Consider the following 18,037-nt stretch of genomic DNA (forward strand, 5'->3'; position numbering starts at 1 on the left):
AATTATTAACAGTTGTAATTTTTATAGTCTCTGAATATTTTTCATATGGTTGATAATCAGTCTATTTATTAATTTGTCTTTACGCTTCTTTTTGCTTTTGCAACATACTTTAAATTAGTGTCAGGAAATAAATAAACCCCGGTTTCTGTTATGAAACCGGGGTTTTGTTCTAAATATTTAAGTATTATTTATTTTGTAATACGCTCAAGCCATTTTAGCATAAAGAGCATTGTAAACATTGAAACACAACATGCTGCAACAAATACACACCATGTAGCCCAGATAGGAATATTTTCATACAGGATAGCTCCAATAAATAATAATTGATTGCCTAATGCTGTAGCGCCAAGCCAGCATCCTTGCATAATTCCTTGATATTGTGGAGGTGCCACTTTAGACACGAATGATATACCAAGAGGGCTAATAAACAATTCTGCTATTGTCAATATTAGGTAAGTCCCGATTAGTAAAAATGGTGTTACACGAGCTGAATCTGCTAATCCTCCCACTGCTTTTACTTCATTAGCCGATGGTAAGCCTAAGGAGCCTAAAGACATTACGACATAGGCCAAAGCTGCAATACCCATACCGATAGCAATCTTTTTAGGAGCTGAAGGCTCCTTGCCTTTTGCGCGTAACCAACCAAATACAGCAAGAACTATAGGTGTTAATAGGACAACAAAGAGAGGGTTAAACGACTGGAATAATTCGGCACCTTCTAAAGTAACTAAACCAAACAGGTCAAGCTTCATACTGCTCAAATCGGTATAGTCATTGGCAAAAAATGTTAAAGTTAATCCGTTTTGATGGAATGAGAACCAGAAGAAAATCACAACGGCAAATACAGCAAATAACGCATATAAGCGTTGCTTCACCTCATTTGCATCCATTACAGGTGCTTCAACAATTTCTGTAGAAACATCCTTCTTAACAGCTTTCTTCAACGCTGGATCCGGAAAACGCTTTTTATTTATAGTATAAATAGTAAGAGAGATTAGCATCGCAAAGATTGCTATACCGAATGCATAATGAAAGCCGGTATTAAATACTCCCAGATATTCATTTGCAAATAAAGTCAAATCCGTAGGGGCTCCATTCAAACTAACTTCAGGAGCTAATTTTGTAAAACGTTCAGCAGCCTCTCCAGTAAGAGTTCCTCCGATTTGCTGGTGACAAAGAGCCGGAAGATCGGAGTTATATATAAAGCCGTTTGTTTTAAGCCACCAGTTTCTGATACCTACAGCTATAAGTGGTGCAAAAATAGCACCTACATTGATAAACATATAGAACAATGAGAAACCGGAGTCACGCATTTTTCCATATTCTTCATTATCATACATCTGTCCAACCAGAGCTTGCAGATTTCCTTTAAATAAACCATTTCCAAAGGCGATAACAAATAAGCCGAAACAAGTAAGAGTTAAATACAACGCTAAATTAGGAACCGGGGTAGGGGTAGGAATCGCTATAAGCAGATATCCAACAGCCATTAATATAATACCTGCCTGAATCGTACTTTTATATTTCTTTGTTTTATCTGCAATAAGACCTCCAACAAGAGCCAAAGCATAGATAGAAAAATAAAATACGGAGTAAATTATACCAGCATTTGATTTATCTAAGCCAAATTTAGACATTAAGAAGAGGGACAGAATCGCCATCATAATATAGAAGCCAAAACGCTCTCCCATATTAGATAATGAGGCCGCTACTAAACCTTTAGGATGATTTTTAAACATAAAATTATATTTAAGATTAATATTATAAGTTATTTCATTCCTTCCTATGGTATTAAACTTTACAAAAGTAAGAAAACATACCAGATAATCGTTTTATCCAAACATATTAAAGAACATAAAAGCTTGCTAACCGCATTTTTTATGCAAATAAGATAGTTTTGTTCTTATATACCAATACCCTTCTAGTAAGATGATATTCGATAGCATGGGATAATACTATTTTTTCCAGATCTTGCCCTTTACGCACCAAATTTTCCACACTATCGCGATGGGTAATACGGGTGATGTCCTGTTCTATGATCGGCCCTGCATCAAGCTCGGCTGTTACATAGTGGCTTGTAGCGCCGATAATTTTCACACCTCTCTCATATGCCGCATGATAAGGTTTTGCCCCCACAAAAGCCGGAAGGAAAGAATGGTGGATATTTATTATTTTATTAGGATATGTTTCGATGAATTTATCCGTCAATATCTGCATATAACGTGCAAGGACAATAAAATCGATTTCCTTTTCTTTCAACAGTGCCAACTGTTGAGCTTCTATTTCATCCTTATTATCCTTGTTGAGCTTTAATACATGGTATTCAATACCGAAGCGTTCGGCAACCCACCGCATATCTTCGTGATTACTTATGATAAGGGGAATCTCCACATTCCATTCTCCTGCTGTGTAGCGAGCCAGTATATCGAACAGGCAATGTGACATCTTGGAAACAAAAACGGCCATACGTGGTGTATAGTCGTTGAAGTAAAGCCGGAATGTCATGTCGTACTTCTTAGCATACATCGTCTGGAAGTAATCGCTGATCTTCTCGCGGGGAATAATAAAATTGGTTAAATCCCATTCGATACGCATAAAGAACGTATTCGCCTGCTTATCCACATGTTGTTCCAGATTGATGATATTACCTCCATTTACATTGATAAAATCGGTAACGGCAGCTACCAGCCCCGGTTGGTCAGGTGAAGATATAAGTATAATTGCGTGAGCGTTGTTCATTTTAATTTATTTAGTCTTCTTCTATCACAAGATTATCGATAATAAACTCTTGTCTCTCAGGAGTGTTCTTACCCATGTAGAAATTGAGCATATTATTCACTAAGTCTTCTTTCTTCATTGTTACCCGGTCGAGGCGCATATCTTTCCCTATGAAATGTACAAATTCGTCCGGTGATATTTCACCCAGACCTTTAAAGCGGGTTATCTCAGGATTTGTACCCAATTTACTGATGGCAGCAATTCGTTCTTCCTCGGTATAGCAGTAGAATGTCTCTTTCTTGTTGCGCACGCGGAAAAGTGGTGTTTGCAATATATATACGTGATTCTTCTTTATCAAATCCGGAAAGAATTGCAAAAAGAAAGTCAGTATCAGCAAACGGATATGCATACCATCCGTATCAGCATCGGTAGCAACTATTATCTTATTGTAGCGTAGCCCGTCCAGTCCGTCTTCGATATTCAGAGCAGCTTGCAACAGGTTGAATTCTTCATTCTCATATACAATCTTCTTTGTCAATCCGAAACTGTTCAATGGCTTTCCACGAAGGCTGAATACCGCTTGCAGATTCGGATTACGGCTCTTTGTGATAGACCCGCTGGCGGAATCCCCTTCGGTAATGAAAATACTGGTTTCATCCAGATTATCGCCCTTGGTATCGTTATAATGAATGCGGCAGTCGCGCAATTTTTTATTATGCAGATTGGCTTTTTTTGCACGTTCACGGGCCAGCTTAGTTACCCCTGCGATAGCCTTACGTTCTTTCTCCGAGTCAAGAATCTTTTTAAGTAACGTCTCCGATACATCGGTATGTTTATGCAGGTAGTTATCCAATTCCTTTTTGAGGAAATCTCCGATAAATTTCTGTACAGAAGGCCCACCCGGTCCCATATCTTTTGATCCCAGCTTCGTTTTGGTCTGGGATTCGAATACGGGTTCTTCAACCTTTATACTGATAGCCGCTACAATACCGCTACGGATATCAGCATAATCGAAATTCTTATTATAGTATTCTTTGACTACACGGGATAATGATTCACGGAATGCAGACTGATGTGTTCCTCCCTGTGTGGTATGTTGTCCGTTTACGAACGAATAATATTCTTCCCCGTATTGGTCGGTATGGGTAATAACGACTTCTATATCTTCATCCTTCAAATGAATGATGGGATACAGTGCTTCGGAGGTCATGTTCTCATTCAGGAGATCTACCAGCCCGTTTTTGGAAAAGAATTTCTTACCATTATAAATTATGGTAAGTCCGGTATTAAGGAATACATAGTTCTTGAGAAGGCTCTCTACATAATCGTCTCTGAAATTATAATTTGTAAAAATCGTATTATCAGGAATAAACTCAATTAATGTACCGTTTTCTTCTGTTGTATCGTGTATTTTATCCTCTTTGGTTACAATCGCTTTGCTGTATTCAACAGATGTTGTTTGTCTATCGCGAAAGCTCTGAATCTGGAAAAATGAAGAAAGTGCATTTACGGCCTTTATACCTACCCCATTCAGTCCTACCGACTTTTTAAAAGCCTTAGAGTCATATTTGGCTCCGGTATTCATTTTCGATGATACATCTTTCACTTTACCCAATGGGACTCCACGTCCGTGGTCACGCACTCTGACAACACCTTCTTCGATAGCAACATCGATAGTCTTGCCATAGCCCATCATGTATTCATCAATAGAGTTATCCAGTACTTCCTTCAGTAGTACATAGATACCATCATCGGCAGACGAGCCGTCGCCCAACTTACCAATATACATCCCCGGACGGCGGCGGATATGTTCCTGCCAGTCGAGGGTTTTAATATCATCATCGGAATAATTAACTTCGGGTAATTCGATCTTCTCTTCTTCCATAAACTTTTTAAAAATCTCTAGTAATGAAAAACGCAGTGTAAAATTATAAAAAATTCTTCGGAAGAAAAAGTTAAAGTGACACCCCTCATCCTCAATTTAGATGTTTTATATAAGCCCGGCGCATCTTATGATTCTCAGCATTAAAGCCGTCCCATAATGAGGCTACTTTATTATTCATTTCCAGTTCAGGATTGGATTCGGCGAATTGAAAACCACATTTATATGCCGACGGTATAAAGTCATTAAATATAATCGCGTTTACTCCTTTCCCCTGATATTCAGGAGCAATTCCTATCAAGAGGAGGTCTATAACCGGATTCTTTTTGCTCTTCAGATCTTTCAGCAGGTGGTACCATCCGAAAGGGAATAGTTTTCCACGCGACTTAATTAATCCTCTGGATAAACTTGGCATTCCTATACCAAAGCCTACAACTTCATCTGTTTCTTCTTTTATAATTATAGATACAATATCCCAACGTAAAAGAGGTACGTACATTTTTACATAATGATCTATCTGCTTCTGGGTTAAAGGAGCAAAGCCATACAGGGGCTTATAGGCCTCGTTCATCAACTTGAACAATCTGTCTACATATGGGGCGATTTGCTTCAGATTCTTAAATTTAAGAACTTTCAAACCATAACGTGTGGCTACCATATTGGCTATTCGCTGATGCCTTTCAGGTACTGCATCAGGCACAGGAATCCTGTATTCATTCCAGTCCGCTTCTTTCTCGAAGCCCAATCGCTCAAGTTGTGTCACATAATATGGATAACTATATTTAGTGGCCATAGTACTCACCTGATCAAACCCTTTTATAAGCATACCTTCGGGATCGAGATCGGTAAATCCCATAGGACCTACTATGGCATCCATACCCTTATCTTTTACCCATTTTATCGCAGCTGCGAATAAAGCATCTACGACCTCATTATCATCTATAAAATCGGCAAGACTGAAACGCGCGTGCTTTTCGTTCCATACTTCATTGGCTTTATGATTGATGATCGCCGCAATCCTACCCACAATCTTATTTTCTTTATAGGCCAGGAACATCTGCATTTCGCAAAAGTCAAATGCCGGATTTTTCTTTGTGTTCAGGGTATCCAACTCGTCCAATATCAGGGAAGGCACATAATACGGACAATCTTTATATAATTTTATAGGGAATTTCACAAAGGCCTTCTTGAGTGCCTTGTCGTCTTCTTTTACTTCTCTAATTACTATAGACATACTTCAATTTCTGATTCTAAGGTCTCAGACCTATTTATTGCTTTGGTAAGTATAACAACTAATGTAAATTATCACTCGAAAGTATATTATTAAATATCTTCCGTTCTTATTTGGGCGTAAAGATAATATTTTATATGATGAGTTATAAATTATAAATTATGAATTAGCTTCTGTTAACTGACACCTCACCAAATCAACTCATTCTCAGATACAATATAATCCATTTTTACATCATTTCTGTCTGCCGGTATTTCATCGAACAGCTGGAATTCGAAGCATATTCCCAACTTAGGCACTTTTACTTTGGGTAAAAAACGATCGTAATAAGCTTTTCCTCTGCCCAGACGATTCATTTTCCGATCAAATGCCACCCCGGGAATTATTATCAGGTCAACCTTTTTATAATCGGTGTAATTTTCACCCACAGGCTCCATAATGCCAAATGCCGATTGCTGAAAACAGGTGTTGGATGTGCATCTCCTGAAAACCATTTCATCTTTTTCAATCACCGGGAGATAAAAATCTTTCTCCGAGCTCCATTTACGGATAAAATCGAAGGTTTGCACCTCGTCTTCCAGACTATTATATATAAATATCGTTTTCGATTCCTGAAATATTCCGGTTAATTCAAGAACTGATAATACTTCCAGTGAACGATAATGAAGTTCATCAGATGTACATTTTTTTTTGAGTATGGAAATCTCTTTTCGTAATTTATCTTTCGCTTGTTGTATATTACTCATCCTTTTTAGACTATTGAAGCTGAAAAATAATATATCATAATTCAGCTTGATATAGAAATATCAGACAAAAATACATTTCTTCAGTAATATTATCCTATTTTTGATGCTGAAAATAAGAAATATCCTAAAAAACAACGAATAATAGCAATGAATTCCGTTTTCAAGTTCTTTCAGAAACCGATTTTCTATGATAAGCGTCTGATATTTATCTTATGGATTGGTGCTGCTTTGGTCGCAGGGCTGGGACATCTGAACAAAGCCAATAATTACCAGATATTCAAGTATGTATTCTATCATACAATCGAGCAGGTGAACCTGTACGCCGAATATCCTGATAAATATTTTGATTCGAACCATTACGGACCATTATTCAGTATTGTAATAGCGCCCTTTGCCCTACTGCCTGATTTCCTCGGAATACCTTTGTGGGAAATGTTAATTGCGGCTACATTACTAGTCGCGATCTATAAACTTCCGATGTCGTGGAAAGGCAAAGTTATCATCTATTGGATTGCCATACTCGAGGTATATCTGAATGCGACTAACAGTCAGACTAATACGCTTATAGCTGCGTTGATAATCGGATCTTTCATTTGCATCGAGTCGGAAAAGGACTTTTGGGCAGCCTGTTTTATTATGCTGGGACTATTTATAAAACTGTATGGTATTGTAGGATTGGCATTCTTCTTTTTCTCAAAACATAAGCCAAAACTTATCGGATATTTATTCTTATGGGGGATCATTTTCTTCATTTTGCCAATGATCATATCTTCACCCCAGTTTATAGTACAAAGCTATGCCGACTGGTACGAATCGCTGATGTTGAAGAATACATTAAATGCCGGCTCCGTTTATCAGAATATATCGGCAATAGGTTTGGTGCAAAGAGTTTCAGGGCTAACATTTTCAAATCTGATTATTCTGATTCCCGCCGTCATTTTGTTTGCTTTACAATATATACAGGTAAAGGAATACGGAAACCCGGTTTATCAATATGGCCTTTTAGCTTCTACACTTATCTTTATCGTCTTATTCAGTACCGGCTCCGAAAACAGCACTTACATCATAGCTGTAACCGGGGTTGCGATTTGGTTTCTGATACAGAAGAAGCCCCTGAATAAATACCTGCTTGCCTTATTTGTATTCACTCTGTTTTTAACTCTTTTCGCTAATTCGGACATAATTCCGGCCTTTATCAGGAGGGAGATTATAAGGCCATACTCACTAAAAGCTCTCCCGAGCCTGTTGGTATGGTTCGTGTTGGTTTATCAGCTTGTAACATTCCGGAGAGCATCCGGGAAAGCATTATCAAGCGGGTATCTGACAGCAAATGAAACAGAGAAACGAATGAACCCATAAAAAAAGCATGAGTTAATATCTCATGCTTCTCTTATTATTCTATTTATATTGCTCGTTCTTTATTGCTTCGGGAGTTGCCTTATTTGCTTTGAGCAGTTTTATAGCTTCCTTCATTATCAGGTCGTCTTTCTGTGCTACCGGATAGTATGCATCTTCTCCGAAGATGTTCCGCAGGATAATTGCTTCCATTTGTGCTTGCAGCAGCCTTCTGGATTCTTCGATCAGGTATGGCTGGCGACGTATTCCTTTATTATATGCATACTCTACCAGATAATCTACAATTGGTTGCGCAGCCAGGTATTTATGAGCCTCCTGCCATGTCTTATACCCTTTCAACTTATCCCTGTTCTTGGCTGAATAAACAAAAGAGTATTCCCGCATCATACCGCTGTTAGCCACTTTCAGATAATAAGAGTTGATTCCTACCGTATCGCGGGGGACAAATACATCGGCCAATATACCGTCATCACCATATACAGGACGTCCCGCTAAAGTATGGAACAATGGAAGGTTATCGAGTTTTATACTGTCCCTGTTCGAGAATTCTCCTCTGTTGTACCTGTTTAGTATATCCATATCATAGTCCGTACGATCACCTTTTTTATATGCTTTTTGGATACATCTTCCAGAAGGAGTATGATAACGGGCGATAGTCAATTGTAAAGCCGACCCGTCTTTAAACATAAACCTGTTTTGTACAAGGCCTTTTCCGAATGAACGGCGACCGACAATCAGGCCTCTGTCGTTATCCTGCATGGCTCCGGCAAAGATCTCACTGGCAGAAGCGCTTCCTTCGTCAATAAGAACGATCAGCTGGTTATCCTTGCATGTGCCCGAACCATCGGCAAATACATTTTCGCGGGGATAAGCACGGCCTTCGGTATAGACAATCATATTTCCGTTTGCAAGGAATTCATTCGTCATCATTATTGCCGCACCCATATAGCCACCTGTATTCTGTTGGAGATCTACGATGAATGATTCACATCCCAGACTTTTCAGTTTTGCAATAGCCGTAATGAATTCATTGTAAGTAGTACTACCAAATTTCGTAACTTTGATATATCCTATTTTATCATCTATCATGTATGATACCGGAACTGTCTTTACAGGTACATCGGCGCGAGTAACTTCAAATTCGATGAGGTCGGGGCTTGTATCCCTTTTTATCTTTATCTTAACTTTGGTATCTTTCTTTCCTCGTAATGTTTTGAATACCTTCTCTTCGCTAAGTCCTTTTCCTACAAAAAGGCTATCGTTGACATATACCAGCCTGTCGCCGGGAATAATGCCTACTGCCTCAGATGGCCCTCCTGGTATAACGTTCACGATGTTTACCGTATCGTTCTTGATAAGGAATTCTACTCCAACCCCGCTGAAGTGACCTTCCAGTTCATCGCCGCTATATGCCATATTTTCTGCCGAAATGTATACAGAGTGGGGGTCTAGTCCGGCCAAAATCGTAGGAATAGCATCTTCCACCAATTCATTTACGTTGACAGTGTCTACGTACGACTTATTTACATATTCAAATATAGTCTCCAGCTTATTGCTACCTCCGAATATTTTCCGTACAGGGGTAAACACAGAAAATAAATTACCAATGAGAATCCCTACAGCGATACTCAATGCGATGCACAAAGGCAGCCAAATATATATCCTTTTACTTTTCATTTATTCTATGACTCTATTAAGGTCTCAGACCTGTTTATTATTTTTATATCTGCAACAGCAATAGCCGACCATGACTAAACAATGTTGCATTAAATGCTTTTTTAGTGATTCTTTTCCGTTTCGTCCATTTCGATAAGAACAACTTCAATTCCAGCACGCTCCAGTAATGCCGCACCGTCGCTGCGCCGGTATTTTTGGTTGTAAACAACGCGTTTGATACCTGCCTGGATAATTAATTTAGCACATTCGATACAGGGAGATGTCGTTACATACATCGTTGCACCCATACTGCTATTGTGTGAGCATGCTACTTTGGTTATGGCATTGGCCTCGGCATGTAGAACATACGGCTTGGTCTCATTGTTCTCATCTTCGCAGATATTTTCAAAACCGGCCGGAGTACCGTTATATCCATCCGATATAATCATTTTATCCTTAACAATTAATGCCCCGACTTTTCTGCGTACGCAATATGAATTTTCAGCCCAGATAGCCGCCATTCTCATATAACGTTCATCCAGCAACTGTTGTTTGTTTTTAGTCATATATTTCACCTCATTTTCGAAGCACAAAGATAATGAAAAGTTCACGATATGTTATTACAAGCGTGTTTTTTATCAGAAATTCATATCCGATAAACGATGGTTCTAAGTTGTTCATTTTTCTGCATTAAGACATGTAAATTATGATACGGTATGCAGCTAAGAATATGTTTTATATCAATCAGGAATTAAAATGATTTTGTTCGTATGTCGAATGTTTGGGCTTAGCGAAGCTGTATGAGTAAACAAAAAAGCAGGAGTCTAATAAAACTCCTGCTTTTATACTATCTTAAAAAGTTATTATTACATATTTGTTTTCAAAAACTTAATTACTTTCTCATACAGATAAGTACGGTTAGCCGCACCCCGTATCGAATGGTCCTTGTCTGTAAATACAAACATATCGAATTGCTTGTTTGCTTTTACCAGAGCAGCCGCATAATCCATAGTATTCTGGAAATGTACATTATCATCTGCCGAACCGTGTATCAATAATAGATTTCCTTCCAGCTTATTTGCAAAATTGACAGGCGAACCGGCTTCATATCCGGTATTGTTCTGCTGAGGTGTACGCATAAAACGTTCAGTATAAACCGAGTCATAGAAGCGCCAGTCGGTTACAGGTGCAATTGCCACTCCGGCTTTAAATGTGCCGTTACCGCGGCTCATACCCATCAGTACATTATATCCTCCGTAACTCCATCCCCAGATTGCCATTTTGCTGCCGTCGATATATGGAAGTGTGGCAAAGTATTTAGCGGCAGCCACCTGGTCGTCCGATTCATAAATACCCAGATTCATATAGGTACATTTGCGGAATTCTTCACCTCTGGCTCCTGTGCCGCGTCCGTCCACACAGGCTACTATAAAGCCCTGAGTGGTCAGGTAATCAGTCCAGTCCATACCATAACGATCCTGTACCTGCTGCGAGTCCGGCCCGCTATATTGTACCATAACCAGCGGATATTTACGGGATGGATTAAAGTCGGCAGGTTTCATTATATATGCGTTCAAATCCCTGCCATCAGCCGATTTTACAGTTATAAACTCTTTCTTAGGAAGAGTCATCGATGCCAGAGTCTTGCTTAGGGCGGCATTATCCTCGAGTACCCGAAGTTCTTTGCCTGTGGCGTCATGCACAGTGGTTATCTTAGGTGTAGATGCGTTGGAATAGCTGTTGATATAATATTTACCGTTTTCACTGAATGTCGCTTCGTTTGTGCCTTGTTTAGCCGATAGCTTTGTTTTGATGCCTTTCACCATATCTACTTTATAAATGGCTCGTTGCAAGGGACTTTCTTCCGCAGCTTCGTAAAATACAGCTTTTGTAACAGGGTCTACGGCAAGCAGGCCGGTTACATCGTAATTGCCAGAAGTCAGTTGTTTCTGCATTACACCTGTATTGTCGTACAGATAGATATGGGCGTAGCCGCTTCTTTCGCTGACATATGTAAACTGATTTCCAAAGAAGTGTATTGTATTCAACGATTGGGAATCTACATAACGGCTATTCACTTCGTTCAGTACCGAGCGGGGAACGGCAGAACGGGCGTTGGTGAAGAACATCTCAAATTTATTCTGGTCACGGTTCAGAGTCATAATAGCCAGTTCGTCACCCGTAGGAAGAAATTCTATACGCGGGATGTACTCCGTACTTTCAGGAATATTCATTTTGCGGATAGTCTTGGCATCTATATCGAACACATTACATGTTACCTTTGAGTTTTGTTCTCCTGCTTTCGGATATTTGAATGTAAACAGCGATGGGTACAACTGATTGCCATACATCTGCATAGAATATTGCGGTACGGCGGTTTCATCGAAACGGACAAAAGCCAATAAGCCTCCGTCGGCCGAAAAATCCATCAGTCTGGTAGTTCCGAATTCTTCTTCGTATACCCAATCGGTACCTCCGTTGATAATTTTATTTATTTCACCGTCTTTGGTTACCTGCGATTCCGTATCGTAATCGAATTTAGCCAGCCAGATATTGTTGTCTATCACATAAGCAAGCATACGTCCGTCGCGGGAGAATACCGGGACAGATTGTTTGCTTTTGTTTTCGGTCAGTTTGCGCACCAGATTGCGGCGCACATCATAGTAATAATAATTTGCTTTGAAAGAATGGCGGTATATGGACTCGGAATCATTGTATACGACCAATCGTTTTTCGTCAGGGCTTATGAGAAAACCCTGAAATGAGTCGAATGTACAATCCCTGGCTTTTTTTACATTAAAAATCGTATCGGTAGGCAATCCTGTTTTATACGAATATTTGATAATCATTTTATTGTCCCTGTCGGCCTGAAAATATGATTCTCCGTCAGCTGACGATGTTACAGGCTGTACGCCACGCGCGTAATATTTTCCTGCATTAATATCCCTGAGGTCTAAACGTTGCGCATGGGCTGAAGTAAAGAGTAAGCCTGCAAACAGCAATCCAAAAATATTTTTCATTCTTTTTGTATTTTTATTTATTGCAAATATACCGATTTTTGTAAGAGTGGTATTTAGAGCCTGTTTAAATATTCGTGAAAAATTTAAAGAAGCTTCTGTTTACGTCCAAAGAATCTTTAATAAGTTATTTACTTCCAATCCATGTGAGCCTATGCCACAATCTTTCCAGCGGACCTTGCCTGTGGCTTTTTAGCCACCATTTACACAATTGCACTTGTAAGAAGAAAGTTACCAATCCTATAAGCAGGCTTAATGCATATCCGCAATAAGGGGCAAGGTAAAGTCCGATAGGAAAATAAATCAAAGCTCCGGTAATAGATTGTGTGATATAATTGGAAAGACTCATTTTTCCGTATAAACGCAGGTTTGAAACCTTATTCTGGAATTTTTCCTTTTGATATAGCAGAACAAATGAGGATACCAGTACAAAAGTGAACGCAAGCTTTTGCCACATATCCAATAATACAGCTATGCTCTGTTTTATTATCGCGTTGTCGCTGGCCGATAATTCCACCCAAAGCTGATACAGCGGGGCGAATAGAATAGCTGAAATAATTAGTGTCTTAATCCAGAATTTAATATTGCTATCGGATGAGATAAACAGTTTTTTTCTTCCGATAAGGAATCCGAGCAGAAAAAGTCCTGCGGTTTGCAGGAAGCGCCCTGCACCTATGGCCCAGAAAAGGCTAGCTTTTTGTCCGAGTGTGATGTTTCCCCAAAGGAATTCACCCCAGTTGCCGCTTTTTGTATATTCTGCCACTTCTCCGTACATCTTGCCTACTCCGAGATCGGGCAGTGTATATGCCGGATTGAGCAGGCTGGCGATATAATGGAACACCTCGATGGGCTGGCACAGAAAAATAATAGCAGTGATCAGTATAGCTTTTTCGCTCCAGTTGCGGACAATGAAAAGGAAAATACCGACTATGGAAAATAATAATAAAACATCTCCGGCAGGAAAGAATGCGGCGTTTAACGTGGCAAAGGCTGTCAGCAGTAGCAATCGCCAAAGAAAGCGATATCCGAAATCCTTACCTTTGGCCTGTTGGTTTACCAATTGGATGTAGAATGTAAAGCCAAACAGCAAAGCAAAGATGGCGTATGATTTGCCTGCAAAAAGAGTAAATATTATACTGAAAACAGCTTTATCCAGAATATTCAGCCATTCGGGTTGCGATAGAGGATCGGGATATACAGGAAAAATGAAATGCTCAAGGCTGTGTACAAGTAAGATTGCCATAACAGCAAATCCACGGAGAGCATCAACAACTTCTATACGGGGCATTTTCGATAAAGGAGATTGTTCCATAATTGTTTTCTGGTATTATATTGTAATTTAGTGCATAAAAATACACTAAATTGCTTATAGAATCATATTCCTGAAATAAAAAAGAACCGGCTTTCGCCGATTCTTTTATGTTTTTTAAACAAAAACGAGTTTGCTTTATTCTTTTTCTTTATACCATTTATACAAACTTCCGTCTACAAACTGGAAATACCATTCATTCTTGAATTTGTCTTTGTACATGATAGTTTGGTTGTTATTGTCTTTCTGTTCAACCACAGTGTATTTGTCACCCATCAATGTCACAATTTGCTGGGGAGTCATACCCAACTGAACTTGTTTGAGCTGAGTGTTGTAAGCAGTACCGCATGCTGTAAGCATTGCCGCTGCAAATAAAACGAAAAGAAGTTTTTTCATAATCGATATAGTTTGTATTTATTTTACTTGATAAACAACCATTCACGGGTATAAGTTCACCGAAACATTTTCAGAGACAAAATTACATTAAAAACCGATAGCTCGGTTGTTTTTTCAATTAAGTTAGAAACGGAATTATAAAGGATTTATTGTTAAAGGCTCTAAATAACTGTCAGGAAATTTCTCAACAGACTTAAAAAATAATTATCTATATAATTAGAGCTGATAGCCGTTGGCTGTTAGCTGATAGTTCTTTGAAGTATTGGGATAAGTAGTAAGTTTTAGGTACTAAGTTGAAAGTTATATGAGATACGAGTAAACAAGACACGAGATACAAGTTGCTAACTGACGACTGTTCACTGGTGAGAGTCTTCGCTCTGCTCAGCAAGCTAATTCTTAATTCTTAATTGTTTTCCGTGTTACCTCTGTTACTTTTTATTTTTAAACACGGAGTAAAAGGAGTAGCACGGAGTTTTTAGAAGAAAAAGTGATAATAAAAATTGTGTGAAAAGTCGTCAGGTTTGTCAGGTTTTGTAGATAAGCTATCGGCTAAAAGCTATCAGCTAATAGCTAAAAATGTGTTTCCTTTGTTACCTTTTAACTATATATAGTTAATGAAAGTAAAAATGATAAGATGAAAATAGCAATAAAGTGTCAGATGTGTCAGGTTTTAACATTGTATGGTTAATAAATGTATATTCGATCAATAGTTACAACTCCTAAATTTCGTATTTGCTAATTTAATTGGTACATCGGCATATTAGATAATTTGCACATTAATTTTACCTTTGTATTACTCATAAAAACAGAGCCGATTAAATGATTCCATTTCTATATAATGTCGCTCAGGCATACTACAAATCTTATGGTCAGGATATAAGCCGTTATACGTTTGTATTTCCTAATCGCAGGGCAGGGATATTTTTTCAGCACTATTTGTCGCAAATAGCAGGCCGTCCGATTTTTTCGCCCGAAATTCTTACAGTAACAGACCTTTTCGAAAAATTGAGTCCTTATAAGAAAGCCGACCGGATCGAGATGCTTTTCTTATTGTATGATATCTATATACGGGTAAGTTCGTCAACGGAGACTTTCGATGAGTTCCTCTATTGGGGTGAAATGCTGTTGAATGACTTTGACGATGTGGATAAATATCTGGTAGATGCACAGCAACTATTTCGTAATATACATGACCTGAAAGAGATCGATGCCGGGTTCGATTATCTTACCGAAAGCCAGATAGAAGCTATCCGCCGCTTTTGGTCCAACTTTCTGCCAATAGGGGAGAATGATAAGAAAAAGGACTTTTTGGAAATGTGGGAGGTACTTTTCCAATTGTACACATCTTTGCGTGAGCAGCTCCATAACAAGGGTATGGCATATGAAGGAATGATTTTCCGTGATGTGGCCGAGCGCTTGGCGAATGATATAGATTATAAGCTGCCTTTCGAAAAAGTAATCTTTGTAGGGTTGAATGGGCACAGTAAATCGGAAGAAACACTTTTGAAGTATTTGCATAAACGAAAAATCGCTGATTTTTACTGGGATTACTCATCTCCATTGGTTCGTGACCCGCAAAACAAAGCCTCATTCTTTATAGACAGGAATAAGATGCTTTTCCCTACACAGCTGACTTTAGAGCCGGAAAAATTGAGTATGGATCTGCCTGTAGTTGAGGTGATAGGTATCCCTTCGGCTGTAGGACAGGCTAAATATGTGCATACTATTATCAAGTCATTGATGGATGAGAAACAGATTACTTCGTCTACTCAAGCAATGAATACAGCTTTGGTGTTACCCGACGAAAACCTGCTGCTGCCGGCATTATATTCCATCCCCGGAGAGATAGATAAGATCAATGTAACAATGGGCTATAGCCTCGGCAATAGTTCTATTTCGGGACTGATGGAGCATGTGTTTGAATTACAGCGTAATATACGCAGGTCGGAAAACTATACGGGTTTTTATTACAAGCCGGTACTGGCAATACTCAACCACCGCTATATAACCAATGTGGCAAGTGACGAAGCCAAAGTGTTGCGGACAAATATTATCCAATATAATAAAACAACGGTTTCATCCCAGGATTTACAGAGTCACCCCCTTTTCCAACTCATTTTCAGGCCAGTGTTCAACTGGCAGGATATACCTTACTATTTACAGTCGATACTATCGACATTAAATACAACATTATCCGTGAATGAGAAAAATGAAGAAAAAGATGAGGATATAAATGCACGTTCTATCGATATCGAATGTGAATTTATTGTAGAGTATTATAAGACGATAAACAAGATGGACGAAGCTCTTAGAAATGTTTCGCCCGAAATGTCGGTAGATACTTATTTCAAACTGTTGCGGAAACTGATTGTCGGTATTAGTGTGCCTTTCAGGGGGGAGCCTCTGTCGGGCTTGCAGATAATGGGCGTATTGGAGACACGTGCCCTCGATTTCGATAACCTGATCATCTTGTCGATGAATGAAGGTATATTTCCGTTGAAGAAGGCCGCCAGTTCGTTCATTCCATATAATTTGCGTAAAGGTTTCGACCTGCCTACATATGAGCATCAGGACAGTATCTTTTCCTATCATTTTTACAGGATGATAAACAGGGCAAAGCGTATTTATCTGCTTTATGATACCCGTACCGAAGGTTTGCAGACTGGTGAAGTCAGTCGCTACTATAACCAGATAAAGCATTTATATAACGACTCATTCGATATCCGTGAGAAACTTGCTGTATATAAAGTGTCGTCTACCGAAAGCCTTGCCATTTCAATACAGAAAACGCCCCAGATAATGGAAAAGATGAATGTTTTTCTGCAAGGCGGGGATAAACGATTGTCGGCCAGTTCTATTAATACATACCTGAATTGCCCGTTACAATTCTATTTTTCCGTAGTGGAGAATATGGAAGAAGAGGACGAGATCGCGGAAACTATTGAAGCCAGTACATTCGGAACTATATTTCACTCTATCATGGAATGGTTGTACGAGCCGTTTAAAGGCAAAATGATAACAGCCGATTTGCTTCACAATATCAGTAAAAACAATAAGTTGCTGACAGAAATGATAGAACGGTCGTTTGCCGAAAACTATTTTAAGAGTGAAAAAGTAAAACGGCTGACAGGTCAGAACTATCTGACAGGAGAAGTTTTACGCAAATATATCAGACAGGTGCTGGCTACTGACGCTAAGCTTACGCCTTTCATTTATATAGACTCGGAAGAGCGCATTAAAAAAGATTATCCCCTGCCTTCGGGTAAAGTAGTCTCGCTGAAGGGTATTATCGACCGTGTGGATGAGGTGAGTGGTCATACCCGTATTATCGACTACAAGACGGGAAAAGGTGTGCTTCGCTATAAGGAAATGAAGGATTTGTTCGACAAAGAGATGAAAGATCGTCCGAAGGCTGTTATGCAGGTGTTCATGTACTCACACCTGTATATGCTCGACCACCCCGATAAGATATTGGAACCGGGGATCTATTACTTGCGAAACCTTTTCGATACTAAGTTCGACCCTGATGTGATCAGTAAATCGGGTAGGGGAGACGGGCGCATCACGGACTTTTCGGAATACAGGCCGGAATTTACAGGATATTTTGATGCCTGCCTAGAAGAGATATTCGATCCTCAGGTGTCGTTTAGTCAGACGCCGACAGGCGAGGCATGCAAATGGTGTATATTTACGAATATATGCAAGAAATAGGATTATAAGTACTTC

At 39.2% G+C, this 18,037-nt stretch carries 12 protein-coding genes; 2 read left to right on the forward strand and 10 right to left on the reverse strand.

Annotated features, from left to right (window positions below; all coding sequences use genetic code 11):
• Positions 1–188: 188 nt before the first annotated feature.
• From IR083_RS20415 to IR083_RS20435, 5 genes are all read right to left on the reverse strand, one after another.
• Positions 189–1,739 (reverse strand): peptide MFS transporter, encoded by a 1,551-nt coding sequence (locus tag IR083_RS20415; RefSeq protein WP_194225682.1) that lies wholly within the window; start codon positions 1,737–1,739, stop codon positions 189–191.
• 139 nt (positions 1,740–1,878) lie between these two features.
• Positions 1,879–2,739 carry a formyltetrahydrofolate deformylase gene (gene purU, locus IR083_RS20420; RefSeq protein ID WP_006799531.1) on the reverse strand — a complete coding sequence of 287 codons (861 nt, stop codon included), beginning with the start codon at positions 2,737–2,739 and terminating at the stop codon, positions 1,879–1,881.
• A gap of 10 nt (positions 2,740–2,749) precedes the next feature.
• A complete protein-coding gene (locus IR083_RS20425) occupies positions 2,750–4,603 on the reverse strand; it encodes a DNA topoisomerase IV subunit B (protein WP_194225683.1) in 1,854 nt (617 codons plus the stop codon).
• A gap of 91 nt (positions 4,604–4,694) precedes the next feature.
• On the reverse strand, positions 4,695–5,834 hold the full coding sequence (locus tag IR083_RS20430; protein ID WP_006799529.1) for a hypothetical protein: 1,140 nt from the start codon (positions 5,832–5,834) through the stop codon (positions 4,695–4,697).
• Between the two features lie 185 nt (positions 5,835–6,019).
• Positions 6,020–6,577, reverse strand: coding sequence for a 5-formyltetrahydrofolate cyclo-ligase (locus IR083_RS20435; RefSeq protein WP_006799528.1), 558 nt, complete (start codon positions 6,575–6,577; stop codon positions 6,020–6,022).
• 147 nt (positions 6,578–6,724) lie between these two features.
• Between IR083_RS20435 and IR083_RS20440 the strand changes: the two genes are divergently transcribed.
• A complete protein-coding gene (locus tag IR083_RS20440; protein WP_194225684.1) occupies positions 6,725–7,936 on the forward strand; it encodes a glycosyltransferase family 87 protein in 1,212 nt (403 codons plus the stop codon).
• A gap of 39 nt (positions 7,937–7,975) precedes the next feature.
• Here the strand turns inward: IR083_RS20440 and IR083_RS20445 are convergent, their stop codons facing one another.
• The 5 genes from IR083_RS20445 to IR083_RS20465 all read right to left on the reverse strand — a co-directional run bounded on the left by IR083_RS20445 (position 7,976) and on the right by IR083_RS20465 (position 14,311).
• Positions 7,976–9,610, reverse strand: coding sequence for a S41 family peptidase (locus IR083_RS20445; protein WP_006799526.1), 1,635 nt, complete (start codon positions 9,608–9,610; stop codon positions 7,976–7,978).
• Positions 9,611–9,711: 101 nt separating this feature from the next.
• The gene (locus IR083_RS20450; protein WP_006799525.1) at positions 9,712–10,155 is read right to left on the reverse strand and encodes a deoxycytidylate deaminase; all 444 of its coding nucleotides are present in this window, start codon (positions 10,153–10,155) and stop codon (positions 9,712–9,714) included.
• Between the two features lie 300 nt (positions 10,156–10,455).
• A complete protein-coding gene (locus IR083_RS20455; protein ID WP_194225685.1) occupies positions 10,456–12,609 on the reverse strand; it encodes a S9 family peptidase in 2,154 nt (717 codons plus the stop codon).
• A gap of 124 nt (positions 12,610–12,733) precedes the next feature.
• Complete coding sequence (locus tag IR083_RS20460; protein ID WP_194225686.1) at positions 12,734–13,918, reverse strand: DUF418 domain-containing protein; 1,185 nt, start codon at positions 13,916–13,918, stop codon at positions 12,734–12,736.
• Positions 13,919–14,053: 135 nt separating this feature from the next.
• Positions 14,054–14,311: a hypothetical protein gene (locus IR083_RS20465; RefSeq protein ID WP_006799522.1), complete on the reverse strand. Its 258-nt coding sequence runs from the start codon at positions 14,309–14,311 to the stop codon at positions 14,054–14,056.
• A gap of 819 nt (positions 14,312–15,130) precedes the next feature.
• On the opposite strand from IR083_RS20465, the gene IR083_RS20470 reads away from it, so the two are divergent.
• Positions 15,131–18,022: a PD-(D/E)XK nuclease family protein gene (locus IR083_RS20470; RefSeq protein ID WP_194225687.1), complete on the forward strand. Its 2,892-nt coding sequence runs from the start codon at positions 15,131–15,133 to the stop codon at positions 18,020–18,022.
• Positions 18,023–18,037: the final 15 nt, after the last annotated feature.

Source organism: Dysgonomonas sp. GY75 (assembly GCF_015234155.1).
Taxonomy (GTDB): domain Bacteria; phylum Bacteroidota; class Bacteroidia; order Bacteroidales; family Dysgonomonadaceae; genus Dysgonomonas; species Dysgonomonas gadei.